The organism is Streptomyces sp. NBC_01454 (assembly GCF_036227565.1).
Lineage (GTDB): Bacteria > Actinomycetota > Actinomycetes > Streptomycetales > Streptomycetaceae > Streptomyces.
Map to the genome: position 1 here is coordinate 4,621,423 of NZ_CP109460.1, position 24,968 is coordinate 4,646,390.

The 24,968-nt window shown below is 66.0% G+C and carries 34 protein-coding genes; all 34 read left to right on the forward strand.

Annotated features, from left to right (window positions below; translation table 11 throughout):
- Positions 1 to 86 precede the first annotated feature (86 nt).
- The 34 genes from OIU81_RS20500 to rpsM all read left to right on the forward strand — a co-directional run bounded on the left by OIU81_RS20500 (position 87) and on the right by rpsM (position 24,961).
- On the forward strand, positions 87 to 3,986 hold the full coding sequence (locus OIU81_RS20500; RefSeq protein WP_329149956.1) for a DNA-directed RNA polymerase subunit beta': 3,900 nt from the start codon (positions 87 to 89) through the stop codon (positions 3,984 to 3,986).
- A gap of 236 nt (positions 3,987 to 4,222) precedes the next feature.
- Positions 4,223 to 4,702, forward strand: coding sequence for a DUF1707 and DUF4190 domain-containing protein (locus OIU81_RS20505; protein ID WP_329149958.1), 480 nt, complete (start codon positions 4,223 to 4,225; stop codon positions 4,700 to 4,702).
- 391 nt (positions 4,703 to 5,093) lie between these two features.
- Positions 5,094 to 5,465: a 30S ribosomal protein S12 gene (rpsL, locus tag OIU81_RS20510; RefSeq protein ID WP_003948652.1), complete on the forward strand. Its 372-nt coding sequence runs from the start codon at positions 5,094 to 5,096 to the stop codon at positions 5,463 to 5,465.
- A gap of 2 nt (positions 5,466 to 5,467) precedes the next feature.
- On the forward strand, positions 5,468 to 5,938 hold the full coding sequence (rpsG, locus tag OIU81_RS20515; protein ID WP_030986135.1) for a 30S ribosomal protein S7: 471 nt from the start codon (positions 5,468 to 5,470) through the stop codon (positions 5,936 to 5,938).
- A gap of 39 nt (positions 5,939 to 5,977) precedes the next feature.
- Entirely contained in the window at positions 5,978 to 8,098 is a 2,121-nt protein-coding gene (gene fusA, locus OIU81_RS20520) for an elongation factor G (RefSeq protein WP_329149961.1), read from the forward strand.
- Between the two features lie 158 nt (positions 8,099 to 8,256).
- Positions 8,257 to 9,450, forward strand: a complete 1,194-nt coding sequence (gene tuf / locus OIU81_RS20525; RefSeq protein ID WP_189101110.1) for an elongation factor Tu — start codon at positions 8,257 to 8,259, stop codon at positions 9,448 to 9,450.
- A 215-nt stretch (positions 9,451 to 9,665) separates the two neighbouring features.
- Positions 9,666 to 10,088 (forward strand): aspartate 1-decarboxylase, encoded by a 423-nt coding sequence (panD, locus tag OIU81_RS20530; RefSeq protein WP_329149965.1) that lies wholly within the window; start codon positions 9,666 to 9,668, stop codon positions 10,086 to 10,088.
- Between the two features lie 763 nt (positions 10,089 to 10,851).
- Positions 10,852 to 11,160 (forward strand): 30S ribosomal protein S10, encoded by a 309-nt coding sequence (rpsJ, locus tag OIU81_RS20535; RefSeq protein WP_003948644.1) that lies wholly within the window; start codon positions 10,852 to 10,854, stop codon positions 11,158 to 11,160.
- A 14-nt stretch (positions 11,161 to 11,174) separates the two neighbouring features.
- Positions 11,175 to 11,819 carry a 50S ribosomal protein L3 gene (gene rplC / locus OIU81_RS20540; RefSeq protein ID WP_030986140.1) on the forward strand — a complete coding sequence of 215 codons (645 nt, stop codon included), beginning with the start codon at positions 11,175 to 11,177 and terminating at the stop codon, positions 11,817 to 11,819.
- A gap of 8 nt (positions 11,820 to 11,827) precedes the next feature.
- A complete protein-coding gene (gene rplD, locus OIU81_RS20545) occupies positions 11,828 to 12,481 on the forward strand; it encodes a 50S ribosomal protein L4 (protein ID WP_329149967.1) in 654 nt (217 codons plus the stop codon).
- Positions 12,481 to 12,804, forward strand: coding sequence for a 50S ribosomal protein L23 (gene rplW, locus OIU81_RS20550; protein ID WP_069567068.1), 324 nt, complete (start codon positions 12,481 to 12,483; stop codon positions 12,802 to 12,804). Before rplD ends, rplW begins: the two co-directional genes overlap by 1 nt.
- Positions 12,805 to 12,843: 39 nt before the next feature.
- Positions 12,844 to 13,680, forward strand: a complete 837-nt coding sequence (gene rplB, locus OIU81_RS20555) for a 50S ribosomal protein L2 (RefSeq protein ID WP_018090900.1) — start codon at positions 12,844 to 12,846, stop codon at positions 13,678 to 13,680.
- Positions 13,681 to 13,692: 12 nt separating this feature from the next.
- The gene (gene rpsS / locus OIU81_RS20560) at positions 13,693 to 13,974 is read left to right on the forward strand and encodes a 30S ribosomal protein S19 (protein WP_018090899.1); all 282 of its coding nucleotides are present in this window, start codon (positions 13,693 to 13,695) and stop codon (positions 13,972 to 13,974) included.
- A 43-nt stretch (positions 13,975 to 14,017) separates the two neighbouring features.
- Positions 14,018 to 14,365, forward strand: a complete 348-nt coding sequence (rplV, locus tag OIU81_RS20565) for a 50S ribosomal protein L22 (protein ID WP_037839423.1) — start codon at positions 14,018 to 14,020, stop codon at positions 14,363 to 14,365.
- Positions 14,365 to 15,192 carry a 30S ribosomal protein S3 gene (gene rpsC, locus OIU81_RS20570; RefSeq protein ID WP_329149974.1) on the forward strand — a complete coding sequence of 276 codons (828 nt, stop codon included), beginning with the start codon at positions 14,365 to 14,367 and terminating at the stop codon, positions 15,190 to 15,192. Before rplV ends, rpsC begins: the two co-directional genes overlap by 1 nt.
- A 5-nt stretch (positions 15,193 to 15,197) precedes the next feature.
- Positions 15,198 to 15,617, forward strand: coding sequence for a 50S ribosomal protein L16 (rplP, locus tag OIU81_RS20575; protein WP_006604880.1), 420 nt, complete (start codon positions 15,198 to 15,200; stop codon positions 15,615 to 15,617).
- Positions 15,617 to 15,841, forward strand: a complete 225-nt coding sequence (gene rpmC, locus OIU81_RS20580) for a 50S ribosomal protein L29 (protein ID WP_030074787.1) — start codon at positions 15,617 to 15,619, stop codon at positions 15,839 to 15,841. Before rplP ends, rpmC begins: the two co-directional genes overlap by 1 nt.
- Complete coding sequence (gene rpsQ / locus OIU81_RS20585) at positions 15,841 to 16,122, forward strand: 30S ribosomal protein S17 (RefSeq protein WP_006604882.1); 282 nt, start codon at positions 15,841 to 15,843, stop codon at positions 16,120 to 16,122. Before rpmC ends, rpsQ begins: the two co-directional genes overlap by 1 nt.
- Before the next feature lie 104 nt (positions 16,123 to 16,226).
- On the forward strand, positions 16,227 to 16,595 hold the full coding sequence (rplN, locus tag OIU81_RS20590) for a 50S ribosomal protein L14 (RefSeq protein WP_003998823.1): 369 nt from the start codon (positions 16,227 to 16,229) through the stop codon (positions 16,593 to 16,595).
- 3 nt (positions 16,596 to 16,598) lie between these two features.
- Complete coding sequence (rplX, locus tag OIU81_RS20595; protein ID WP_329149978.1) at positions 16,599 to 16,922, forward strand: 50S ribosomal protein L24; 324 nt, start codon at positions 16,599 to 16,601, stop codon at positions 16,920 to 16,922.
- On the forward strand, positions 16,922 to 17,482 hold the full coding sequence (gene rplE, locus OIU81_RS20600) for a 50S ribosomal protein L5 (protein ID WP_046927447.1): 561 nt from the start codon (positions 16,922 to 16,924) through the stop codon (positions 17,480 to 17,482). Before rplX ends, rplE begins: the two co-directional genes overlap by 1 nt.
- A gap of 5 nt (positions 17,483 to 17,487) precedes the next feature.
- Positions 17,488 to 17,673: a type Z 30S ribosomal protein S14 gene (locus tag OIU81_RS20605; protein WP_003956452.1), complete on the forward strand. Its 186-nt coding sequence runs from the start codon at positions 17,488 to 17,490 to the stop codon at positions 17,671 to 17,673.
- A 239-nt stretch (positions 17,674 to 17,912) separates the two neighbouring features.
- Positions 17,913 to 18,311 carry a 30S ribosomal protein S8 gene (rpsH, locus tag OIU81_RS20610; protein WP_189101102.1) on the forward strand — a complete coding sequence of 133 codons (399 nt, stop codon included), beginning with the start codon at positions 17,913 to 17,915 and terminating at the stop codon, positions 18,309 to 18,311.
- A 22-nt stretch (positions 18,312 to 18,333) separates the two neighbouring features.
- Positions 18,334 to 18,873, forward strand: coding sequence for a 50S ribosomal protein L6 (gene rplF, locus OIU81_RS20615; protein WP_329149983.1), 540 nt, complete (start codon positions 18,334 to 18,336; stop codon positions 18,871 to 18,873).
- A 3-nt stretch (positions 18,874 to 18,876) separates the two neighbouring features.
- The gene (gene rplR / locus OIU81_RS20620; protein ID WP_189101098.1) at positions 18,877 to 19,260 is read left to right on the forward strand and encodes a 50S ribosomal protein L18; all 384 of its coding nucleotides are present in this window, start codon (positions 18,877 to 18,879) and stop codon (positions 19,258 to 19,260) included.
- Positions 19,261 to 19,306: 46 nt separating this feature from the next.
- Positions 19,307 to 19,909, forward strand: a complete 603-nt coding sequence (gene rpsE / locus OIU81_RS20625; RefSeq protein ID WP_006604888.1) for a 30S ribosomal protein S5 — start codon at positions 19,307 to 19,309, stop codon at positions 19,907 to 19,909.
- The gene (rpmD, locus tag OIU81_RS20630) at positions 19,909 to 20,091 is read left to right on the forward strand and encodes a 50S ribosomal protein L30 (protein ID WP_329149986.1); all 183 of its coding nucleotides are present in this window, start codon (positions 19,909 to 19,911) and stop codon (positions 20,089 to 20,091) included. Before rpsE ends, rpmD begins: the two co-directional genes overlap by 1 nt.
- Before the next feature lies 1 nt (position 20,092).
- A complete protein-coding gene (gene rplO / locus OIU81_RS20635) occupies positions 20,093 to 20,557 on the forward strand; it encodes a 50S ribosomal protein L15 (protein WP_329149988.1) in 465 nt (154 codons plus the stop codon).
- Positions 20,558 to 20,783: 226 nt separating this feature from the next.
- A complete protein-coding gene (gene secY / locus OIU81_RS20640; RefSeq protein WP_329149990.1) occupies positions 20,784 to 22,097 on the forward strand; it encodes a preprotein translocase subunit SecY in 1,314 nt (437 codons plus the stop codon).
- Complete coding sequence (locus OIU81_RS20645) at positions 22,097 to 22,750, forward strand: adenylate kinase (protein ID WP_329149992.1); 654 nt, start codon at positions 22,097 to 22,099, stop codon at positions 22,748 to 22,750. The genes secY and OIU81_RS20645 overlap by 1 nt, the downstream gene beginning before the upstream one ends.
- A gap of 178 nt (positions 22,751 to 22,928) precedes the next feature.
- Entirely contained in the window at positions 22,929 to 23,771 is an 843-nt protein-coding gene (gene map, locus OIU81_RS20650) for a type I methionyl aminopeptidase (RefSeq protein ID WP_329149995.1), read from the forward strand.
- A gap of 216 nt (positions 23,772 to 23,987) precedes the next feature.
- Entirely contained in the window at positions 23,988 to 24,209 is a 222-nt protein-coding gene (gene infA / locus OIU81_RS20655; protein WP_003956442.1) for a translation initiation factor IF-1, read from the forward strand.
- A 60-nt stretch (positions 24,210 to 24,269) separates the two neighbouring features.
- On the forward strand, positions 24,270 to 24,383 hold the full coding sequence (rpmJ, locus tag OIU81_RS20660) for a 50S ribosomal protein L36 (RefSeq protein WP_003956441.1): 114 nt from the start codon (positions 24,270 to 24,272) through the stop codon (positions 24,381 to 24,383).
- Positions 24,384 to 24,580: 197 nt separating this feature from the next.
- Complete coding sequence (gene rpsM / locus OIU81_RS20665) at positions 24,581 to 24,961, forward strand: 30S ribosomal protein S13 (RefSeq protein WP_129295752.1); 381 nt, start codon at positions 24,581 to 24,583, stop codon at positions 24,959 to 24,961.
- Positions 24,962 to 24,968: the final 7 nt, after the last annotated feature.

Below are 24,968 nucleotides of genomic sequence, written 5' to 3' on the forward strand. Positions count from 1 at the left end.
GGGACCCAGTGATGGTTCCCCGGCCGGCCCCAGGACCCCCGTTTCAGACCCCTAAGACTTACAACCCTGAGAGGGATTGACGCATAGTGCTCGACGTCAACTTCTTCGATGAGCTCCGGATCGGTCTGGCCACCGCTGACGACATCCGTCAGTGGAGCCACGGCGAGGTCAAGAAGCCCGAGACCATCAACTACCGCACGCTCAAGCCCGAAAAGGACGGACTCTTCTGCGAGAAGATCTTCGGTCCGACCCGGGACTGGGAGTGCTACTGCGGTAAGTACAAGCGTGTCCGCTTCAAGGGCATCATCTGCGAGCGCTGCGGCGTCGAGGTCACTCGCGCCAAGGTGCGACGTGAGCGGATGGGCCACATCGAGCTTGCCGCTCCCGTGACCCACATCTGGTACTTCAAGGGCGTGCCGAGCCGGCTGGGCTACCTGCTGGACCTCGCGCCCAAGGACCTCGAGAAGGTCATCTACTTCGCCGCCTACATGATCACGTGGGTGGACGAGGAGCGCCGTACGCGCGACCTGCCCTCGCTGGAGGCGCATGTCTCCGTCGAGCGTCAGCAGATCGAGCAGCGCCGCGACTCCGACCTGGAGGCCCGCGCCAAGAAGCTCGAGATCGACCTGGCCGAGCTCGAGGCCGAGGGCGCCAAGGCGGACGTGCGCCGCAAGGTGCGCGAGGGCGCCGAGCGTGAGATGAAGCAGCTGCGTGACCGTGCGCAGCGCGAGATCGACCGTCTCGACGAGGTCTGGAACCGCTTCAAGAACCTCAAGGTCCAGGACCTCGAGGGCGACGAGCTGCTCTACCGCGAGCTGCGGGACCGCTTCGGCACGTACTTCGACGGCTCCATGGGTGCCGCTGCCCTGCAGAAGCGCCTGGAGACCTTCGACCTCGACGAGGAGGCCGAGCGCCTCCGCGAGATCATCCGTACCGGCAAGGGCCAGAAGAAGACCCGTGCGCTCAAGCGCCTCAAGGTCGTCTCCGCCTTCCTGCAGACCCGCAACAGCCCCAAGGGCATGGTGCTGGACTGCATCCCGGTGATCCCGCCGGACCTGCGTCCGATGGTGCAGCTGGACGGTGGCCGCTTCGCGACCTCCGACCTGAACGACCTGTACCGCCGTGTGATCAACCGCAACAACCGCCTCAAGCGGCTTCTCGACCTCGGCGCGCCCGAGATCATCGTGAACAACGAGAAGCGGATGCTGCAGGAGGCCGTCGACGCGCTGTTCGACAACGGCCGCCGCGGCCGTCCGGTCACCGGTCCCGGTAACCGCCCGCTGAAGTCCCTCAGCGACATGCTGAAGGGTAAGCAGGGCCGTTTCCGTCAGAACCTGCTCGGTAAGCGAGTCGACTACTCGGCGCGTTCCGTCATCGTCGTCGGCCCGCAGCTCAAGCTGCACCAGTGCGGTCTGCCCAAGGCCATGGCGCTGGAGCTCTTCAAGCCATTCGTGATGAAGCGCCTGGTGGACCTCAACCACGCGCAGAACATCAAGAGCGCGAAGCGCATGGTCGAGCGTGGCCGCACCGTCGTGTACGACGTCCTCGAAGAGGTCATCGCCGAGCACCCGGTGCTGCTGAACCGTGCACCCACCCTGCACCGTCTGGGCATCCAGGCCTTCGAGCCGCAGCTGGTCGAGGGCAAGGCCATTCAGATTCACCCGCTCGTCTGCACCGCGTTCAACGCGGACTTCGACGGTGACCAGATGGCCGTCCACCTCCCGCTGTCCGCGGAGGCCCAGGCCGAGGCCCGCATCCTGATGCTGTCCTCGAACAACATCCTCAAGCCGGCCGACGGCCGTCCGGTCACCATGCCGACCCAGGACATGGTGCTCGGTCTCTTCTTCCTCACCACGGATGAAGAGGAGCGCAAGGTCATCGGTGAGGGCCGGGCGTTCGGCTCGACCGCCGAGGCGATCATGGCGTTCGACGCCAAGGGGCTCTCGCTCCAGGCGAAGGTCGACATCCGCTTCCCGATCGGCACCGTCCCGCCCCGCGGCTGGACCCCGCCGGTTCCGGAGGAGGGCGAGCCCGAGTGGCAGCAGGGTGACAGCTTCCGCCTGCGGACGACCCTGGGCCGCGCGCTCTTCAACGAGCTGCTGCCCGAGGACTACCCGTTCGTCGACTACTCGGTGGGCAAGAAGCAGCTCTCCGCGATCGTCAACGACCTGGCCGAGCGCTACCCCAAGGTCATCGTGGCGGCGACGCTCGACAACCTGAAGGCGGCCGGCTTCCACTGGGCGACCCGGTCCGGCGTCACCGTCGCCGTCTCGGACATCGTCGTGCCGGAGGCCAAGAAGGCCATCGTCGCGGGCTACGAGGCCCAGGACGAGAAGGTCCAGAAGCAGTACGAGCGCGGTCTGATCACCAAGGACGAGCGCACGCAGGAACTCATCAACATCTGGACCAAGGCGACCAATGAGGTCTCCGAGGCGATGAATGAGAACTTCCCCAAGACGAACCCCATCTTCATGATGGTTGACTCGGGTGCCCGAGGAAACATGATGCAGATGCGGCAGATCGCGGGTATGCGTGGTCTGGTGTCGAACGCCAAGAACGAGACCATCCCGCGTCCGATCAAGGCCTCGTTCCGCGAGGGTCTGTCCGTGCTGGAGTACTTCATCTCCACGCACGGTGCCCGTAAGGGTCTGGCGGACACCGCTCTGCGTACCGCCGACTCCGGTTACCTCACCCGTCGTCTGGTCGACGTCTCCCAGGACGTCATCATTCGCGAGGAGGACTGCGGCACCGAGCGCGGCCTCAAGCTGCGGATCGCCTCGAAGGACGCCGCCGGTGTCCTGCGCAAGGCGGACGACGTCGAGTCCAGCGTCTACGCACGCATGCTGGCCGAGGATGTCGTCGTCGACGGCAAGGTCGTCGCCCCGGCGAACGTCGACCTCGGTGACGTGCTCATCGACGCGCTGGTCAACGCGGGCGTCGAGGAGGTCAAGACCCGCTCGGTCCTGACCTGTGAGTCCGCGGTCGGCACCTGTGCCTTCTGCTACGGCCGTTCGCTGGCCACCGGCAAGCTGGTCGACATCGGTGAGGCGGTCGGCATCATCGCCGCCCAGTCCATCGGTGAGCCCGGCACCCAGCTGACGATGCGTACCTTCCACACCGGTGGTGTGGCCGGTGACGACATCACCCTGGGTCTGCCGCGTGTCGTCGAGCTCTTCGAGGCCCGTACGCCCAAGGGCGTCGCGCCGATCTCGGAGGCGGCCGGCCGCGTCCGGATCGAGGAGACCGAGAAGACCAAGAAGGTCGTGGTCACCCCGGACGACGGCAGCGACGAGATGGCGTACGGCGTCTCCAAGCGTGCCCGTCTCCTGGTGGGCGAGGGCGACCACGTCACGGTTGGCCAGCCGATGACCGTGGGTGCCGTCAACCCGCACGACGTGCTGCGGATCCTCGGCCAGCGTGCCGTCCAGGTCCACCTGGTCGGCGAGGTCCAGAAGGTCTACAACAGCCAGGGCGTGGCGATCCACGACAAGCACATCGAGATCATCATCCGGCAGATGCTGCGCCGTGTGACGATCATCGAGTCCGGCGACGCGGAGCTGCTGCCGGGCGAGCTCGTGGAGCGCACGAAGTTCGAGGGTGAGAACCGTCGGGTCGTGGCGGAGGGTGGCCACCCGGCCTCCGGCCGTCCGCAGCTGATGGGTATCACCAAGGCGTCGCTGGCCACCGAGTCGTGGCTGTCGGCGGCGTCCTTCCAGGAGACGACCAGGGTCCTGACCGACGCGGCGATCAACGCCAAGTCGGACTCCCTGATCGGCCTCAAGGAGAACGTCATCATCGGTAAGCTCATCCCGGCCGGTACGGGCCTGTCCCGCTACCGCAACATCCGGGTCGAGCCCACCGAGGAGGCGAAGGCCGCGATGTACTCGGCCGTCGGTTACGACGACATCGACTACTCGCCCTTCGGCACCGGCTCCGGCCAGGCGGTCCCGCTGGAGGACTACGACTACGGTCCGTACAACCAGTAATCCTGGCCCGTACGACAGCAACAGGGCGGTCATCCCTTGGGGGGTGGCCGCCCTGCGGCGTGCGGGCGGCCCTCCCCCTCCCCGTGGTAGGTGGCCGCGCGGGGGAACTTGTCCTCCCATCTCTGCGTCTGTGATGAGAAGATGGGGGAACTGTCGAGCGGGGGGAGGTTCGCAAAGTGGCATTCCAGCCGTGGCAGGGTGGGCAGCCCGCTCAGCCGTCGAATCAGGTGCCTGTCATGCGTGCTTCGCACGCCGATCGTGAGCGGGCGGTCGATGTGCTCAAGGCAGGATTCGCCGAGGGGCGGATGCAACAGCCGGAGTACGAGCAGCGGATCGCACGGGCCTACCAGGCACAGACCCACGCCGAGCTGCAGATGCTGGTGGCGGATCTGCCGCAGGGGCCGGTGCCGCAGGCGCAGTTTCTGCCGCAGCGGCCGATGCCGGCCACCTTCATGCCGATGCAGATGCCTCCGCCGGTGGCGACGAACGGCTCGGCGACGGGCGCCCTGGTCTGCGGGATCATGACACCGGTGACATGGGGACTGACGGCGATCCCGGCCGTGATCCTGGGACACAAGGCGCGCGCCGAGATCCGCCGCACCGGCGAGCGCGGGGACGGTCAGGCCCTCGCGGGCCTGGTGCTCGGCTGGCTGGGCATCGGCGGCTGGTCGCTGTTCTTCCTGCTCTCGGTCCTGCTGACCGTGTCCCACCTCTAGGGCGTCTCCGGGGCCCCAGGGCCCTGCCGGCCGGGCCCTGGGGCGGGGGCGCGGTGCCTTCTTCCGTACGGCCGTGGAGCGCACTACGGTGGCCGCAACGCCGTGTGGAGTCCGGCGTGTCCTTCGCGTGTGCATTTGTTTTGACCGCAGCCAATGCGGTAGGTACGCTCTGACCTTGTGCCTGGGGTGTCCCTGGGCTGCTGCATGCGCAATCTCCCGAGCTTCTGCCGGGAGTGCCCTCACTGCGGCGGCCAGGTTTTGACACCGCAATCTGCCGCCACGCTCGTTCCAGCGAGTCATCGGACTGCAGTATTCGACACACCCGACCGCGTGGGTCGGGGAAGTTCCAGGTTAGCTTTACCGAGACTGGCACACAGAAACCGGAGAAACGGTGCCTACGATCCAGCAGCTGGTCCGCAAGGGCCGGCAGGACAAGGTCGAGAAGAACAAGACGCCCGCGCTCGAGGGTTCTCCCCAGCGCCGTGGCGTCTGCACGCGTGTTTTCACGACCACCCCGAAGAAGCCGAACTCGGCCCTGCGTAAGGTCGCGCGTGTGCGTCTGACCAGCGGGATCGAGGTCACCGCTTACATTCCGGGTGAGGGCCACAACCTGCAGGAGCACTCGATCGTGCTCGTGCGTGGTGGTCGTGTGAAGGACCTGCCGGGTGTTCGGTACAAGATCATCCGCGGCTCCCTCGACACGCAGGGCGTCAAGAACCGCAAGCAGGCTCGCAGCCGCTACGGCGCCAAGAAGGAGAAGTAAGAATGCCTCGTAAGGGCCCCGCCCCGAAGCGCCCGGTCATCATCGACCCGGTCTACGGTTCTCCTCTGGTGACCTCCCTCATCAACAAGGTGCTGCTGAACGGCAAGCGCTCCACCGCTGAGCGCATCGTTTACGGCGCCATGGAGGGTCTGCGCGAGAAGACCGGCAACGACCCGGTCATCACGCTCAAGCGCGCGCTCGAGAACATCAAGCCGACCCTTGAGGTCAAGTCCCGCCGTGTCGGTGGCGCGACCTACCAGGTCCCGATTGAGGTCAAGCCCGGCCGTGCCGCCACCCTCTCGCTCCGCTGGCTCGTGGGCTACTCCCGCGCCCGCCGCGAGAAGACCATGACCGAGCGCCTCATGAACGAACTGCTCGACGCCTCCAACGGCCTCGGCGCTTCGGTCAAGAAGCGTGAGGACACGCACAAGATGGCCGAGTCCAACAAGGCCTTCGCGCACTACCGCTGGTAGTCGCAACCCACATCGAGACCGAGAGAAGATTGAGCCACTATGGCCACCACTTCGCTTGACCTGGCCAAGGTCCGCAATATCGGGATCATGGCCCACATCGACGCGGGCAAGACGACCACCACCGAGCGGATCCTGTTCTACACCGGCGTTTCGTACAAGATCGGTGAGGTCCACGACGGCGCTGCCACGATGGACTGGATGGAGCAGGAGCAGGAGCGCGGCATCACCATCACGTCTGCCGCGACGACCTGCCACTGGCCGCTGGAAGACGTCGACAACACCATCAACATCATCGACACCCCGGGCCACGTCGACTTCACGGTCGAGGTGGAGCGCTCGCTGCGCGTCCTGGACGGTGCGGTGACGGTGTTCGACGGCGTTGCCGGTGTCGAGCCCCAGTCCGAGACCGTCTGGCGTCAGGCGGACCGCTACGGCGTGCCGCGTATCTGCTTCGTCAACAAGCTCGACCGTACGGGTGCCGAGTTCCACCGCTGTGTCGACATGATCGTCGACCGCCTGGGCGCGACCCCGATCGTGATGCAGCTGCCGATCGGCACCGAGGCCGACTTCAAGGGCATCGTCGACCTCGTGACGATGAAGGCCCTGGTCTGGTCGGCCGAGGCCGCCAAGGGCGAGATGTACGACACCGTCGACATCCCGGACACCCACATCGAGGCTGCCGACGAGTGGCGCGGCAAGCTGCTCGAGGCCGTTGCCGAGAACGATGAAGAGGTCATGGAGCTGTACCTGGAGGGCCAGGAGCCCACCGTGGAGCAGCTCTACGCGGCGATCCGCCGGATCACCATCGCTTCGGGCAAGGCCGAGAACACCACCGTCACCCCGGTGTTCTGCGGTACCGCGTTCAAGAACAAGGGTGTGCAGCCCCTGCTCGACGCGGTCGTGCGCTACCTCCCCTCCCCGTTGGACGTCGAGGCCATTGAGGGCCACGCGGTCAACGACCCGGAAGAGGTCATCAAGCGCCAGCCGTCCGCGGACGAGCCGCTGTCCGCCCTTGCCTTCAAGATTGCGAGCGACCCCCACCTGGGCAAGCTCACCTTCATCCGCATCTACTCGGGCCGCCTTGAGGCCGGCTCGCAGGTGCAGAACTCGGTGAAGGGCAAGAAGGAGCGCATCGGCAAGATCTACCGGATGCACGCGAACAAGCGTGAGGAGATCGAGTCGGTGGGTGCCGGTGACATCGTCGCCGTCATGGGTCTGAAGCAGACCACCACCGGCGAGACCCTCTGTGACTCCGCCAATCCGGTCATCCTGGAGTCGATGGAGTTCCCGGCCCCGGTCATCCAGGTCGCCATTGAGCCCAAGTCCAAGGGCGACCAGGAGAAGCTGGGTGTCGCCATCCAGCGCCTCGCCGAAGAGGACCCCTCGTTCCAGGTGCACACCGACGAGGAGACCGGCCAGACCATCATCGCGGGTATGGGCGAACTGCACCTCGACGTGCTGGTCGACCGTATGAAGCGTGAGTTCCGGGTCGAGGCCAACGTCGGCAAGCCGCAGGTCGCGTACCGCGAGACCCTGCGCAAGCCGGTCGAGCGTCTCGACTACACGCACAAGAAGCAGACTGGTGGTTCCGGCCAGTTCGCTAAGGTGCAGATCGCGATCGCGCCGCTCGAGGGCGACGGGTACGAGTTCGAGAACAAGGTCACCGGTGGCCGTATCCCGCGGGAGTACATCCCGTCCGTGGACGCGGGCTGCCAGGAGGCCATGGAGTTCGGTGTTCTCGCCGGCTACCCGCTGACCGGTGTCAAGGTCACCCTCCTCGACGGTGCCTTCCACGAGGTCGACTCGTCGGAAATGGCCTTCAAGATCGCCGGTTCGATGGCCTTCAAGGAGGCCGCCCGCAAGGCCTCCCCGGCCCTGCTCGAGCCGATGATGAAGGTCGAGGTCACCACGCCCGAGGACTACATGGGCGACGTGATCGGCGACATCAACTCCCGCCGTGGTCAGATCCAGTCCATGGAGGAGCGCAGCGGCGCCAAGCTCGTCACGGGCCTGGTTCCCCTCTCGGAGATGTTCGGCTACGTCGGAGACCTCCGCAGCAAGACGTCGGGTCGCGCAAGCTACTCGATGCAGTTCGACTCCTACGCCGAGGTTCCCCGGAACGTCGCCGAGGAGATCATCGCGAAGGCCAAGGGCGAGTAGCTCCGTCTCCCGAGAGCCGGAACACGCTTTAGGCTTGACACCGTCTGATGGGGCAATCCCCGCAATCCGTGAGGAATGCCCCGTCAGCCGGCACCCCAGCAAAGATCACCTGGCGCCGATGAGTAAGGCGTACAGAACCACTCTTCAGGAGGACCCCCGTGGCGAAGGCGAAGTTCGAGCGGACTAAGCCGCACGTCAACATCGGCACCATCGGTCACGTCGACCACGGTAAGACGACTCTTACCGCGGCGATCACCAAGGTGCTGCATGACGAGTTCCCTGACCTGAACCCCTTCACGCCTTTCGAGGACATCGACAAGGCGCCGGAGGAGCGGCAGCGCGGTATCACCATTTCGATCGCGCACGTGGAGTACCAGACGGCCAACCGTCACTACGCCCACGTTGACTGCCCGGGTCACGCGGACTACATCAAGAACATGATCACCGGTGCCGCCCAGATGGACGGCGCGATCCTCGTGGTCGCCGCGACCGATGGTCCCATGCCGCAGACCAAGGAGCACGTGCTCCTGGCCCGCCAGTCCGGTGTTCCGTACATCGTTGTCGCCCTGAACAAGGCCGACATGGTGGACGACGAGGAGATCATGGAGCTCGTCGAGCTCGAGGTTCGTGAGCTCCTGTCCGAGTACGAGTTCCCGGGCGACGACCTGCCGGTCGTCAAGGTCTCCGCTCTCAAGGCGCTCGAGGGCGACCCGGAGTGGACCAAGACCGTCGTCGAGCTGATGAAGGCCGTGGACGAGAACGTCCCCGAGCCGAAGCGTGACGTCGACCAGCCGTTCCTGATGCCGATCGAGGACGTCTTCACGATCACCGGTCGTGGCACCGTCGTCACCGGCCGCATCGAGCGCGGTGTCCTCAAGGTCAACGAGACCGTCGACATCATCGGCATCAAGACCGAGAAGACCACCACCACGGTCACCGGTATCGAGATGTTCCGCAAGCTGCTCGACGAGGGCCAGGCCGGTGAGAACGTCGGTCTGCTGCTCCGCGGCATCAAGCGCGAGGACGTCGAGCGCGGCCAGTGCATCATCAAGCCGGGCTCGGTCACCCCGCACACCGAGTTCGAGGCCACGGCCTACATCCTGTCGAAGGACGAGGGTGGCCGTCACACCCCGTTCTTCAACAACTACCGCCCGCAGTTCTACTTCCGTACGACTGACGTGACCGGCGTGGTGACCCTCCAGGAGGGCACCGAGATGGTCATGCCGGGCGACAACGCCACCATGAACGTCTCGCTGATTCAGCCGGTCGCCATGGAGGAGGGCCTGCGGTTCACCATCCGTGAGGGTGGCCGTACCGTCGGCGCCGGCCAGGTCACCAAGGTCATCAAGTAACTGGTGAGCTGACCCGGTAGCTCCTCGGAGCGTGCGAGCCGTGTGCTCGTGAGAAGTGCCCGTACGACTTCGGTCGTACGGGCACTTCTGTGTGTGGCGGGGGAGGAGCGGCGGCGGTCCGCGGACCTTGTCAGACGGGCATGGCTCGCCGACCATGGGGGAGTCGGCGCGTACTCCTGTGCGGAGACGCGACCCTTTGCCACAGGAGTGACACCGTGCTGCGCACCATGGTCAAGTCCAAGATCCACCGTGCCACCGTGACCCAGGCCGATCTGCACTACGTCGGTTCGGTCACCGTCGATGCCGACCTGCTGGACGCCGCCGATCTGCTGCCCGGCGAACTCGTCCACATCGTCGACGTCACGAACGGTGCCCGGCTGGAGACTTACACGATCGAGGGGGAGCGCGGCTCCGGGGTGGTCGGCATCAACGGGGCGGCCGCACATCTGGTGCACCCCGGGGACCTGGTCATTCTGATCAGCTACGCGCAGGTGGACGACGCGGAGGCGCGGACGCTGCGGCCGCGGGTGCTTCACGTCGACGCCGGGAACCGCATCGTCGAGCTCGGCGCGGACCCCTCGGAGCCGGCCCCGGGCAGCGGGACGGTGCGGGGGCCGGGGGCGGTGGCGCGGCCGTAGGGGGCCGGGCGGCGGTCGGGGAGTCGCGCGAGGCCGCCGGGCCGTTTCTCCGGCGCGGCCGGACGGTCTTCCCTGAGAAAGGCGAGGAAGGCGCCCTCGCGGCGCGACGCGGCGCAGGGGTCCCGGGCGGCACCTCTCTCGTCGGAGGGGCGGAGCGGGAGGATGAGCCGTCCTCCTGGGGCATCCGCCACGGTGCCTCTGACGAGAGAGGCGCCGGCCGGGTGGCCGGCGCGGGAGGAGACCTCGCGCAGCGGATGGACGGCATGTCCACCGTGCCGCGTGGTGACCGGATCCGGACCGGCCGGCAGGTGGGTTCTCGCCGCGTGGCGCGGAGGGAAATCGACGATTTTCCCGCGCGTTCCCCGTACCAGGGGCGCCGGTTGGGGCGGCGGTCGGGTAGTGTCTCCGGCTTCGGTTGGCCAGTGGTGTAGCCCGTGTGGCACACTGTCCAGGTTGCTCGGTTGAGTGCCGATGCTGCGCGCCTCTCGCCGGGAGGACTGGAAGCGAGTCCCAGGTATTCGTCGTCCCTTCTCAGGGCCGGAAATACGGGAATCTTCCGGGAAGCGTCAGCGGGGTGCCTCGGCCAGGCGTCCGGTGGGTGTTCTTCCCCTGCCATCTCCTTCTTGAAGGATCTCCTGTGCGGGGATTTACGAGAAGGGGTGCGACACGCCCGACCGCGTGGGTCGGAGAAGAACGGCGCTTCTCAGGAGGCGCAGCGCACCGGGTCCCAGAGCGTTACGAGAGACAGGACTACGAAGTAGCCATGGCGGGACAGAAGATCCGCATCCGGCTCAAGGCCTACGACCACGAGGTCATCGACTCTTCGGCGAAGAAGATCGTCGAGACGGTGACCCGTACTGGTGCGTCGGTCGCGGGCCCGGTGCCGCTGCCCACTGAAAAGAACGTGTACTGCGTCATCAAGTCGCCGCACAAGTACAAGGACTCGCGCGAGCACTTCGAGATGCGCACGCACAAGCGCCTGATCGACATCCTCGACCCGACGCCCAAGACCGTTGACTCGCTGATGCGCCTGGACCTTCCGGCCGGCGTTGACATCGAGATCAAGCTCTGAGAGGCGCGGAAGAGATGGCTAAGCAGATCAAGGGCATCCTGGGCGAGAAGCTCGGCATGACCCAGGTCTGGGACGAGAACAACCGTGTCGTCCCGGTCACTGTGGTCAAGGCCGGCCCCTGTGTCGTTACCCAGGTGCGCACCAATGACCAGGACGGTTACGACTCCGTCCAGATCGCCTTCGGCGAGATCGACCCGCGCAAGGTGAACAAGCCCCTCAAGGGCCACTTCGCCAAGGCCGACGTCACCCCCCGTCGCCACCTCGTCGAGGTCCGTACCACCGATGCCGGTGAGTACACCCTCGGCCAGGAAGTGACCGCTGAGACCTTCGAGTCCGGCGTCAAGGTGGACGTGACCGGCAAGAGCAAGGGCAAGGGCTTCGCCGGTGTCATGAAGCGTCACGGCTTCCATGGCGGCAAGGCCTCCCACGGTGCCCACCGCGTGCACCGTAAGCCTGGCTCCATCGGTGGCTGTGCCACCCCGGGCCGCGTGTTCAAGGGCATGCGGATGGCCGGCCGTATGGGCAATGAGCGGGTCACCACCCAGAACCTGACCGTCCATGCCGTTGACGCGGAGAAGGGCCTGCTGCTCATCAAGGGCGCAGTTCCTGGTCCGAACGGCGGCCTCGTCCTGGTCCGTACCGCGGCCAAGGGGGCCTGAGGTAACCGATGAGCACCATTGACATCCTTTCGCCGGCAGGCGACAAGGCCGGTAGCGTCGAACTCCCCACGGAGATCTTCGACGCCAAGGTCAGCATTCCGCTGATCCACCAGGTCGTTGTCGCACAGCTGGCCGCGGCCCGTCAGGGCACGCACAAGACCAAGACTCGCGGCGAGGTCCGCGGCGGTGGCAGGAAGCCGTACCGCCAGAAGGGCACCGGCCGGGCGCGTCAGGGTTCGACCCGTGCGCCGCAGTTCGCCGGCGGTGGCGTCGTCCACGGCCCCGTGCCGCGTGACTACAGCCAGCGGACCCCGAAGAAGATGAAGGTTGCCGCCCTGCGCGGTGCCCTCACCGATCGGGCCCGCAACAGCCGTATCCACGTCGTTTCCGGCGTGATCGAGGGCGACATCTCCACCAAGGCCGCCAAGACTCTCCTCGGCAAGGTCAGCGAGCGCAAGAACGTGCTCCTGGTCGTCGAGCGCAGCGACGAGGCCGCGTGGCTGTCCGCCCGCAACCTGCCCCAGGTGCACATCCTGGAGCCGGGCCAGCTGAACACGTATGACGTGCTCGTCTCCGACGACGTGGTCTTCACCAAGGCCGCCTTCGAGTCCTTCGTGTCTGGCCCCAAGGCCAACGCTGAGACCGAAGGGAGCGACGCCTGATGACTGAGGCCGTCGTCACCAGCAAGACCTTCACGGACCCGCGTGACGTTCTCGTCAAGCCGGTGGTTTCCGAGAAGAGCTACGCGCTGCTGGACGAGAACAAGTACACGTTCATCGTCGCGCCCGGCTCGAACAAGACCCAGATCAAGCAGGCCGTCGAGGCGGTCTTCTCGGTCAAGGTCACCGGGGTCAACACGATCAACCGGCAGGGCAAGCGCAAGCGCACCCGCACCGGTTACGGCAAGCGCGCGGACACCAAGCGCGCCATCGTGACCCTCGCCGAGGGCGACCGTATCGACATCTTCGGCGGCCCGGTCTCCTAACGGAGTCCGAGTCGTCCGGAATCGGACGAGGACTGAGAAATGGGTATCCGCAAGTACAAGCCGACGACCCCGGGCCGTCGTGGCTCCAGCGTCGCCGACTTTGTCGAGATCACGCGGTCCACGCCGGAGAAGTCGCTGGTCCGCCCCCTGCACAGCAAGGGCGGCCGTAACAACGCCGGTCGTGTGACCGTTCGCCACCAGGGCGGTGGCCACAAGCGCGCCTACCGAGTGATCGACTTCCGTCGTCACGACAAGGACGGCGTGCCGGCCAAGGTCGCGCACATCGAGTACGACCCGAACCGCACCGCGCGCATCGCGCTCCTGCACTACGCAGACGGCGAGAAGCGCTACATCATCGCGCCCCGTGGCCTGGCCCAGGGTGCTCGGATTGAGAACGGCCCTGGCGCCGACATCAAGCCGGGCAACAACCTGCCGCTGCGTCACATCCCCGTGGGTACGACGATCCACGCGATCGAGCTGCGTCCGGGCGGCGGTGCGAAGTTCGCCCGCTCGGCCGGTGCCTCCGTGCAGCTGCTGGCGAAGGAGGGCCGCATGGCTCACCTTCGTATGCCGTCGGGTGAGATCCGCCTGGTCGACGTCCGCTGCCGCGCCACTGTGGGCGAGGTCGGCAACGCCGAGCAGTCGAACATCAACTGGGGCAAGGCCGGCCGTATGCGCTGGAAGGGCGTCCGCCCGACCGTGCGTGGTGTCGTCATGAACCCGGTTGACCACCCGCACGGTGGTGGTGAGGGCAAGACTTCCGGTGGTCGCCACCCGGTCTCGCCCTGGGGTCAGAAGGAGGGTCGTACTCGTTCGCCGAAGAAGGCGAGCAACAAGTACATCGTCCGCCGCCGCAAGACGAACAAGAAGCGCTAGGAGCGGGTTTAGATGCCGCGCAGTCTCAAGAAGGGGCCCTTCGTCGACGACCACCTTTCCAAGAAGGTGGATGTTCAGAACGATGCCGGCACCAAGAACGTCATCAAGACCTGGTCCCGCCGCTCCATGATCGTCCCGGCCATGCTCGGCCACACGATCGCGGTGCACGACGGCCGCAAGCACGTCCCGGTGTTCGTCACCGAGTCGATGGTCGGCCACAAGCTCGGCGAGTTTGCGCCGACCCGCACCTTCCGCGGCCACGAGAAGGACGACCGCAAGTCGCGGCGTCGTTGATCGGCGGAGTGCGAAGACTATGACTGACACCGAAGGGACAACCATGGAAGCCAGGGCCCAGGCGCGGTACATCCGCGTCACGCCCATGAAGGCCCGCCGCGTGGTGGACCTTATCCGTGGCATGAATGCCACGGAGGCTCAGGCGGTCCTGCGTTTCGCCCCGCAGGCCGCGAGCGTGCCGGTGGGCAAGGTGCTCGACAGCGCCATTGCCAACGCCGCGCACAACTACGACCACACCGACGCCGGCAGCCTCGTCATCTCCGAGGCGTATGTCGACGAGGGCCCGACCCTGAAGCGGTTCCGTCCGCGTGCTCAGGGCCGTGCCTACCGGATCCGCAAGCGGACCAGCCACATCACCGTGGTCGTCAGCAGCAAGGAAGGAACCCGGTAATGGGCCAGAAGGTTAACCCGCACGGGTTCCGGCTCGGCATCACCACCGACTTCAAGTCGCGCTGGTACGCCGACAAGCTGTACAAGGACTACGTCAAGGAAGACGTCGCCATTCGTCGCATGATGACGAAGGGCATGGAGCGCGCCGGTATCTCCAAGGTGGAGATCGAGCGCACCCGTGAGCGCGTCCGCGTTGACATCCACACCGCTCGTCCGGGCATCGTCATCGGCCGCCGCGGCGCCGAGGCGGACCGCATCCGCGGCGAGCTGGAGAAGCTGACCGGCAAGCAGGTCCAGCTGAACATCCTCGAGGTCAAGAACCCCGAGACCGACGCTCAGCTGGTGGCCCAGGCCGTCGCCGAGCAGCTGTCCTCCCGCGTCTCCTTCCGTCGCGCCATGCGTAAGAGCATGCAGTCGACGATGAAGGCCGGCGCCAAGGGCATCAAGATCCAGTGCGGTGGCCGTCTCGGCGGCGCCGAGATGTCCCGCTCGGAGTTCTACCGCGAGGGCCGTGTGCCCCTGCACACGCTCCGCGCGAACGTCGACTACGGCTTCTTCGAGGCCAAGACCACCTTCGGCCGTATCGGTGTGAAGGTCTGGATCTACAAGGGCGACGTCAAGAACATCGCCGAGGTGCGTGCCGACAACGCCGCCGCCCGTGCGGGTAACCGCCCGGCTCGCGGTGGCGGCAACGACCGCCCGCGCCGCGGTGGCGAGCGTGGCGGCCGTGGTGGCCGCAAGCCGCAGCAGCAGACCGGCGCTGCCGAGGCCCCCAAGGCCGAGGCTGCTGCCGCTGCTCCGGCGGAGACCCCCGGAACGGAGGCCTGACCGACATGCTGATCCCTCGCAGGGTCAAGCACCGCAAGCAGCACCACCCGAAGCGCAGTGGTATGGCCAAGGGTGGCACCGAGCTGGCCTTCGGTGAGTACGGCATTCAGGCCGTCACCCCGGCTTACGTGACGAACCGTCAGATCGAGTCCGCTCGTATCGCGATGACCCGTCACATCAAGCGTGGCGGCAAGGTCTGGATCAACATTTACCCGGACCGCCCGCTCACGAAGAAGCCGGCCGAAACCCGCATGGGTTCCGGTAAGGGTTCTCCGGAGTGGTGGGTCGCGAACGTCAAGCCCGGTCGGGTGATGTTCGAGCTGTCCTTCCCGAACGAAAAGGTTGCCAAGGAGGCGCTGACCCGCGCCGCCCACAAGCTTCCGATGAAGTGCCGCATTGTGCGGCGCGAGGCAGGTGAGTCGTGATGGCGGCCGGTATCAAGGCGACCGAGCTGCGCGAGCTGAATGACGAGGACCTCGTCGGCAAGCTTCGTGAGGCCAAGGAGGAGCTGTTCAACCTCCGCTTCCAGGCGGCGACCGGACAGCTCGAGAACCACGGTCGGCTCAAGTCCGTCCGTAAGGACATCGCCCGGATCTACACCCTGATGCGTGAGCGCGAGCTGGGCATCGAGACGGTGGAGAGCGCCTGATGAGCGAGAAGAATGTGACTGAGACGAACGAGCGCGGTTTCCGCAAGACCCGTGAGGGTCTCGTCGTCAGCGACAAGATGGACAAGACCGTCGTCGTCGCTGTCGAGGACCGCGTCAAGCACGCGCTGTACGGCAAGGTCATCCGCCGTACCAACAAGCTCAAGGCGCACGACGAGCAGAACGCTGCCGGTGTCGGCGACCGCGTCCTCCTGATGGAGACCCGGCCGCTGTCCGCCACCAAGCGCTGGCGCATCGTCGAGATCCTCGAGAAGGCCAAGTAATCCCTCCTGGGGGGACCCCCTAGGAACAGTTCCGCCAGGCTCGGTGAGAAGCGCGAAACACTCGCGCTTCTCACCGGGAACCGGCAGACATTCAGGAGATAGACGTGATCCAGCAGGAGTCGCGACTGCGCGTCGCCGACAACACTGGTGCGAAGGAAATCCTTTGCATCCGTGTTCTCGGTGGCTCGGGTCGCCGCTACGCGGGCATCGGTGACGTCATCGTCGCCACCGTCAAGGACGCGATCCCCGGTGGCAACGTGAAGAAGGGTGACGTCGTCAAGGCCGTCATCGTTCGCACCGTCAAGGAGCGCCGCCGTCCGGACGGCTCGTACATCCGCTTCGATGAGAACGCGGCCGTCATCCTCAAGAACGATGGCGACCCCCGCGGCACCCGTATCTTCGGCCCCGTGGGCCGTGAGCTGCGCGAGAAGAAGTTCATGAAGATCATCTCGCTCGCGCCGGAGGTGCTGTAACCGATGAAGATCAAGAAGGGCGACCTGGTCCAGGTCATCACCGGTAAGGACAAGGGCAAGCAGGGCAAGGTCATTCAGGCCTTCCCCCGCGAGGACCGTGTCCTGGTCGAGGGTGTCAACCGGGTCAAGAAGCACACCAAGGCCGGTCAGACGGCTCGTGGTTCGAAGACCGGCGGCATCGTGACGACCGAGGCCCCTGTCCACATCAGCAACGTTCAGCTGGTCGTGGAGAAGGACGGCAACAAGGTTGTCACCCGCGTCGGATACCGCTTCGACGACGAAGGCAACAAGATCCGCGTTGCCAAGCGGACCGGTGAGGACATCTGATGACTGCCACCACCAACGCGCCGCGTCTCAAGCTGCGCTACCGCGAAGAAATTGCCGGGAAGCTGAAGGACGAGTTCTCGTACGAGAACGTCATGCAGATCCCCGGTCTGACCAAGATCGTGGTCAACATGGGTGTGGGCGACGCCGCCCGCGACTCCAAGCTGATCGAGGGTGCCATCAAGGACCTCACCACGATCACCGGCCAGAAGCCGGCCGTCACCAAGGCCCGGAAGTCCATCGCGCAGTTCAAGCTGCGTGAGGGTCAGCCGATCGGCGCCCACGTCACCCTCCGCGGTGACCGCATGTGGGAGTTCCTGGACCGTCTGCTGTCGCTCGCGCTGCCGCGCATCCGCGACTTCCGTGGTCTGTCCCCGAAGCAGTTCGACGGCCGGGGCAACTACACCTTCGGTCTCACGGAGCAGGTCATGTTCCACGAGATCGACCAGGACAAGATCGACCGTACCCGGGGTATGGACATCACCGTGGTCACCACGGCGACCAACGACGACGAGGGCCGTGCCCTCCTTCGTCACCTCGGCTTCCCGTTCAAGGAGGCGTGAGCGAGATGGCGAAGAAGGCTCTGATTGCCAAGGCTGCTCGCAAGCCGAAGTTCGGTGTGCGTGCGTACACGCGCTGCCAGCGCTGCGGCCGCCCGCACTCCGTTTACCGTAAGTTCGGCCTGTGCCGCGTGTGCCTTCGTGAGATGGCTCACCGTGGCGAGCTGCCGGGCGTGACCAAGAGCTCCTGGTAATCCCTTAGTTGGGATGACCAGAAGCTCTCGGTAAGCATTCGGTCGGTGGGCGCCCGGGCCCTTCTTTCCCGTAGGGTGGAAGGGTTTGGGCGCACCGCCGCCGAGACCGACCGCGGGCCGAGCCCGCATAACGTCGCTTACTACGCCGTAGGTCCCCGCGCCGCACCCGTCCCGACTCTGATCGGGGAGAGGGATGGCGCACATAGGAAACCCCGGCGAGAGAGGCCGAAGGCCAATTCATGACCATGACTGATCCCATCGCAGACATGCTGACCCGTCTGCGGAACGCGAACTCGGCGTACCACGACACCGTCGGGATGCCGCACAGCAAGATCAAGTCGCACATCGCGGAGATCCTCCAGCAGGAGGGTTACATCACCGGCTGGAAGGTCGAGGACGCCGAGGTCGGCAAGAACCTCGTCCTCGAGCTGAAGTTCGGCCCGAACCGCGAGCGCTCGATCGCAGGCATCAAGCGGATCTCGAAGCCGGGCCTCCGGGTCTACGCAAAGTCCACCAACCTGCCGAAGGTCCTCGGCGGCCTGGGCGTGGCGATCATCTCCACGTCCCACGGTCTCCTGACCGGCCAGCAGGCCAGCAAGAAGGGCGTGGGTGGGGAAGTCCTCGCCTACGTCTGGTAACCAGGGAACGGAGGAATAGCTAATGTCGCGTATTGGCAAGCTGCCCATCCAGGTTCCCGCTGGTGTGGACGTCACCATCGAGGGCCGTACGGTCGCGGTGAAGGGCCCCAAGGGTTCCCTCTCGCACACCGTCGTGGCGCCCATCGAGGTCGCCAAGGGTGAGGACGGCGTGATCAACGTCTCCCGCCCGAACGACGAGCGTCAGAACAAGGCCCTGCACGGCCTGTCCCGCACGCTGGTGGCGAACATGATCACCGGCGTGACCCAGGGGTACACCAAGGCGCTCGAGATCAGCGGTGTCGGCTACCGCGTCCAGGCGAAGGGCTCCAACCTGGAGTTCTCGCTGGGCTACAGCCACCCCATCCTGATCGAGGCCCCCGAGGGCATCTCCTTCAAGGTCGAGTCCCCGACCAAGCTCAGCGTCGAGGGCATCGACAAGCAGAAGGTCGGCGAGGTTGCGGCGAACATCCGCAAGCTGCGCAAGCCTGACCCGTACAAGGCCAAGGGCGTCAAGTACGCCGGCGAGGTCATCCGCCGCAAGGTCGGAAAGGCTGGTAAGTAAGCCATGGCATACGGTGTGAAGATCGCCAAGGGCGACGCTTACAAGCGGGCCGCTGCGAAGCGGCGCCACATCCGCATCCGTAAGCGGATTTCGGGTACCCCGGAGCGCCCGCGTCTGGTGGTGACGCGGTCCAACCGTGGCATCACCGCACAGGTCATCGACGACATCCAGGGCCACACGCTGGCCTCGGCGTCGAGCCTGGACGCGTCGATCCGTGGTGGCGAGGGCGACAAGAGCGCCCAGGCCCAGAAGGTCGGCTCCCTGGTCGCTGAGCGTGCCAAGGCCGCCGGTGTCGAGGCCGTCGTGTTCGACCGTGGTGGCAAGCAGTACGCCGGGCGGATTGCCGCTCTGGCCGACGCCGCCCGCGAAGCCGGGCTGAAGTTCTAAGCCCCGGTTCCGGAGCTAGCGGACGTAACAGAGAGAGGTAAATCCAATGGCTGGACCCCAGCGCCGCGGGAGCGGTGCCGGTGGCGGCGAGCGGCGGGACCGGAAGGGTCGCGACGGTGGCGCTGCCGCCGAGAAGACCGCGTACGTTGAGCGCGTTGTCGCGATCAACCGCGTCGCCAAGGTTGTCAAGGGTGGCCGTCGCTTCAGCTTCACCGCGCTGGTCGTGGTGGGCGACGGTGACGGCACCGTAGGTGTCGGTTACGGCAAGGCCAAGGAAGTTCCGGCTGCCATCGCCAAGGGCGTGGAAGAGGCCAAGAAGAACTTCTTCAAGGTCCCCCGTATCCAGGGCACCATCCCTCACCCCATCCAGGGCGAGAAGGCTGCGGGCGTTGTCCTGCTCAAGCCGGCTTCCCCCGGTACCGGTGTGATCGCCGGTGGCCCCGTGCGTGCCGTTCTGGAGTGCGCGGGCATCCACGACGTGCTGAGCAAGTCGCTCGGCTCGTCGAACCCGATCAACATCGTGCACGCCACGGTGACCGCGCTTCAGGGCCTTCAGCGCCCCGAGGAGATCGCGGCCCGTCGTGGCCTGCCGCTGGAGGACGTTGCTCCCGCCGCTCTGCTGCGGGCGCGTGCAGGGGTGACCGCGTAATGGCGCACCTCAAGATCACGCAGACGAAGTCCTTCATCGGTAGCAAGCAGAATCACCGCGACACCCTTCGTTCGCTGGGCCTCAAGCGGCTCCACGACGTGGTTGTCAAGGAGGACCGTCCCGAGTTCCGCGGCATGGTGCACACCGTCCGCCACCTCGTGACGGTTGAGGAGGTCGACTGACATGGCTGATTCCTCGGCGAATAACCCGCTGAAGGTCCACAACCTCCGGCCCGCCCCGGGCGCCAAGACCGCCAAGACCCGTGTCGGTCGTGGTGAGGCGTCCAAGGGTAAGACCGCTGGTCGTGGTACCAAGGGCACGAAGGCCCGTTACCAGGTTCCGGAGCGCTTCGAGGGCGGGCAGATGCCCCTCCACATGCGCCTCCCGAAGCTGAAGGGCTTCAAGAACCCCGCTCACAAGCAGTTCCAGGTCGTGAACCTGGACAAGCTGGCCGCGCTCTACCCGCAGGGTGGCGAGGTCACGGTGGCCGATCTGGTCGCCAAGGGCGCGGTGCGCAAGAACGAGCTCGTCAAGGTGCTTGGCGCCGGCGAGGTCTCCGTGGCGCTGCAGGTCTCGGTTGACGCCGTTTCCGGCTCCGCCAAGGAGAAGATCGCCGCTGCCGGCGGCAGCGTGACCGAGCTCATCTGAGCTGTTCGGTTCAACTGACCGGGGATGCCCATCGATTGGGGCATCCCCGGTTGGTCGTTCCACGGGGGTTCCGTCGCCGGTAAGGTGGCATGGACCGTAATTTCCGGGGCTCCGGCCCCGGCCCCCGCCGCGTGGACCGTTTTCCGCGTGGTTGTGGCCGCCAAGTATTCGTCGATCCTCAAGACCGTCACCTCTCGCATTCAAGGCGGGAGGCGCAGGAGGCACCGTGCTCACCGCGTTCGCCCGAGCGTTCAAGACGCCCGACCTGCGCAAGAAGCTGCTGTTCACGTTGGGCATCGTTGTGCTCTACCGGATCGGCGCACATGTCCCGGTCCCCGGGGTGAATTACGCGAACGTCGAGACCTGCATGAAGCAGGCCGGCGGCAACAGCGGGTTGTTCGCCCTGGTGAACATGTTCAGCGGTGGTGCGCTGCTGCAGATCACGATCTTCGCGCTGGGGATCATGCCGTACATCACGGCAAGCATCATCCTCCAGCTGCTGACCGTGGTGATCCCGCGGCTGGAGGCCCTCAAGAAAGAGGGGCAGTCCGGTCAGGGGAAGATCACCCAGTACACCCGCTATCTGACCGTGGCGCTCGCCATCCTGCAGGGCACCGGCCTGGTGGCCACCGCCCGCAGCGGTGCGCTCTTCCAGAGCTGCCCGGTCGCCCGTGAGATCGTGCCCAACGACTCGATCTTCACCACGATCACCATGGTCATCACGATGACCGCCGGCACCGGCCTGATCATGTGGCTCGGTGAGCTCGTGACCGACCGCGGCATCGGCAACGGCATGTCGATCCTGATGTTCATCTCGATCGCCGCCGGCTTCCCGGGCGCGCTCTGGCAGATCAAGCTCCAGGGCAAGCTGGCCGACGGCTGGATCGAGTTCTTCGCCGTCATCGCGGTCGGCCTCGCGATGGTCGCCCTGGTGGTCTTCGTCGAGCAGGCCCAGCGGCGCATTCCGGTGCAGTACGCGAAGCGGATGATCGGCCGCCGGTCCTATGGCGGTACGTCCACGTACATCCCGCTCAAGGTGAATCAGGCGGGTGTGATTCCCGTCATCTTCGCGTCATCGCTGCTCTACATTCCAGCCCTCGTTGCACAGTTCAGCGGGTCGAAGGCGGAATGGGCGACGTGGATCGCCACCAACTTCACCAAGGGAAATCACCCGGTTTACATCGTTACGTACTTCCTGCTGATCGTGTTCTTCGCCTTCTTCTACGTGGCCATCAGCTTCAACCCCGAAGAAGTTGCCGACAACATGAAGAAGTATGGTGGCTTCATCCCGGGTATCCGGGCTGGTCGCCCGACGGCCGAGTACCTCAGCTACGTGCTCAACCGGATCACGTGGCCGGGCTCGCTGTACCTGGGGCTGATCGCGCTCGTACCAACAGTGGCGTTGGTGCTTTTCAACGCGAACCAGAACTTCCCGTTCGGCGGGACGAGCATCCTCATCATCGTGGGTGTGGGCCTGGAGACCGTGAAGCAGATCGAGAGCCAGCTTCAGCAGCGCAACTACGAAGGGTTCCTCCGCTGATGCGAATCGTCCTCGTCGGACCCCCGGGGGCCGGCAAGGGTACGCAGGCTGCGTACCTTGCCAAGAACCTCGCGATCCCGCACATCTCCACGGGGGACCTGTTCCGCGCCAACATCAGTCAGGGCACGCCCCTGGGTGTTGAGGCGAAGTCATACATGGACGCCGGCAACCTGGTTCCCGACTCGGTGACCATCGGGATGGCCGAGGACCGTATGGAGCAGGCCGACGCCGCCGAGGGTTTCCTCCTGGACGGCTTCCCGCGCAACCTCGGCCAGGCCGAGGCGCTGGACGAGTACCTCAAGAACAACGGCCTCAAGCTGGACGCCGTTCTGGACCTGGAGGTCCCTGAGGAGGAGGTCGTCAAGCGGATCGCCGGCCGGCGCATCTGCCGCAACGACTCCGGCCACGTCTTCCACGCGGAGTACAACAAGCCGAAGGCCGAGGGTGTCTGCGACGTCTGCGGCGGCGAGCTGTACCAGCGCGACGACGACCGCGAGGCGACCGTCCGCAAGCGGCTGGAGGTCTACCACACGGAGACCGAGCCGATCATCGACTACTACAAGGACCAGGATCTGGTCGTCACGATCCCGGCCCTCGGCAAGGTCGAAGAGGTCACCAAGCGCGCGATGGACGCCCTTCAGCGCGGCGCATAAGCAGCAGACCGCACGGCCGCGGTGCCCCTGGCGGGTACCGCGGCCGCGGTGTATCCGGGGTGAGCCGGTCCGGCTCCCGAACGGTTACCGTAGGCAGCGACCATCGAGTGAGAGACCACAGCGGCGGTCGGCCGGCCCCGCGGGAGCGGCGGCGGACCAGCCGCGAAGGAAGGCCGTAATGGTGGAGATCAAGACCCCCGAGCAGATCGCGAAGATGCGCGAGGCGGGGCTGGTGGTCGCCGCCATCCACGCGGCGACCCGGAAGGCCGCGGTGCCGGGCGCCACGACCAAGGACCTGGACGACGCGGCACGCACGGTCCTCGCCGACCACGGCGCGAAGTCGAACTTCCTCGGGTACGGCGGCTTCCCCGCGACGATCTGCACCTCGGTCAACGACGTCGTGGTCCACGGCATCCCCGACAGCGACACGGTGCTGCAGGACGGCGATCTCATCTCCATCGACTGCGGCGCGATCATCGACGGCTGGCACGGCGACGCGGCCTACACCGCCTTCGTCGGGACCGGTCACTCCGACGAGCTGATCGAGCTCAGCAGGGTCACCGAGGAGTCGATGTGGGCGGGCATCGCGGCGGTCGCCAAGGGCAACCGGCTGGTCGACATCTCCAAGGCGATCGAGGGCTACATCCGCCGGCAGCCGCGGCCGGCGAGCGGTAAGTACGGCATCGTCGAGGACTACGGCGGCCACGGCATCGGCTCGCAGATGCACATGGACCCGCATCTGCTGAACTACGTCGACCGCAAGCGCGGCCGCGGACCCAAGCTGGTGCCCGGCTTCTGCATCGCGATCGAGCCGATGGTCAATCTCGGCACGGCCAAGACCCACGTCCTCGACGACGACTGGACGGTCAAGTCGAACGACGGCAGCTGGTCCTCGCACTGGGAGCACTCGGTCGCGCTGACCGAGGAGGGTCCGCTGGTGCTCACCGCCCCGGATGGCGGCAAGGCCAAGCTGGCCGAGCTGGGCATCACGGCGGCGCCCGACCCCGCCGCACGGTCGTAAGGACCCGGGGGGACGCCCCCGCGGGTGAGCAGGTACCGGGGGCGCGCGGCGCCCTTGGCGCGTAAGGATCACTCGCAGTGGGCAATAATGCGGGATTCGTCTTTTCCTAGGCACTGACGTAGACTGACGCGTCGGCTCTCGTGCATCCGTATGCCCTCTTGGTTGAGGGTGTGAGGCGAGAGAGTCGATCAAGGTAGCCGATTCGAAGGGCGAAGCGTGGCCAAGAAGCAAGGTGCCATCGAGATCGAGGGCACCGTGATCGAGTCCCTCCCGAACGCCATGTTCAAGGTGGAGCTCCAGAACGGTCACAAGGTCCTCGCGCACATCAGTGGCAAGATGCGGATGCACTACATCCGCATCCTCCCGGATGACCGGGTCGTCGTGGAGCTCTCTCCCTACGACCTGACGCGTGGCCGGATCGTCTACCGCTACAAGTAGATCTTGTCGCCGCCCCGCTCCCGTGGGGTGACGGCACTGACCCGGAGAACCTCACATCCCATGAAGGTCAAGCCGAGCGTCAAGAAGATCTGCGACAAGTGCAAGGTGATCCGCCGCCACGGCCGGGTCATGGTCATCTGCGACAACCTGCGCCACAAGCAGCGCCAGGGCTGACGCACGCCGACCACCTGCATTTCGCAGTTTTCGCGCGACGCAAGCAGATACGTACATACGCAGTCACCCGACCCCCGCATCTCTCGCGTGGGACGACACCCCCGGCTCGGAGGCCGGGGACCCGGCTCGTAATTCTCCAGAGTCTTACGGGAACGGTGCTGCGGAAGACCTCCGAATAGCCATCAGGAGCCACATCAATGGCACGCCTCGCAGGCGTTGATCTCCCGCGCGAAAAGCGCGTGGAGGTCGCCCTCACCTACGTCTTCGGTATCGGGCGGACGCTCTCGCAGCAGACCCTTGCCGCCACCGGCGTGGACCCGAACACCCGGGTTCGCGACCTGGCCGAGGAAGACCTGATCAAGATCCGCGAATTCGTGGACAACAACCTCAAGACCGAGGGTGACCTCCGTCGCGAGATCCAGGCCGACATCCGCCGCAAGGTCGAGATCGGCTGCTACCAGGGTCTGCGTCACCGTCGCGGTCTGCCGGTGCACGGTCAGCGCACCAGCACGAACGCCCGTACCCGCAAGGGTCCGCGTCGCGCGATCGCCGGCAAGAAGAAGCCGGGCAAGAAGTAGTCCTCAG